We start from the raw sequence: 240 nt of genomic DNA on the forward strand, positions 1-240 counted from the left end.
TCAGGCCGATGGCCTGGCGGGCACCGTCGGCGTAGAAGAAATCGGCGTAGCGGCGCAGCGTGGGTTCCGACACACGCGACGGGTCGCCATACACATCGCGCGTGGCGGCGCGGATGATGCCTTCGGGCAGCATCCACGGCGAGGTCAGTCGCACGCTCAGGTGGTTGAACAGGTCGATGTAGATCGGCAGCTTCATCGGGAAGCCCGCCGAGTCGATCAGCACGAGTTTTTCGACACGGC

1 protein-coding gene is annotated in these 240 nt (G+C 65.0%); it reads right to left on the reverse strand.

Annotated features, from left to right (window positions below; all coding sequences use genetic code 11):
- Window positions 1-240: hypothetical protein (locus RVY79_RS21325; protein WP_411161782.1), on the reverse strand; the 240-nt coding region annotated here is incomplete at both ends.

Source organism: Chromohalobacter sp. HP20-39 (assembly GCF_033052815.1).
Lineage (GTDB): Bacteria > Pseudomonadota > Gammaproteobacteria > Pseudomonadales > Halomonadaceae > Chromohalobacter.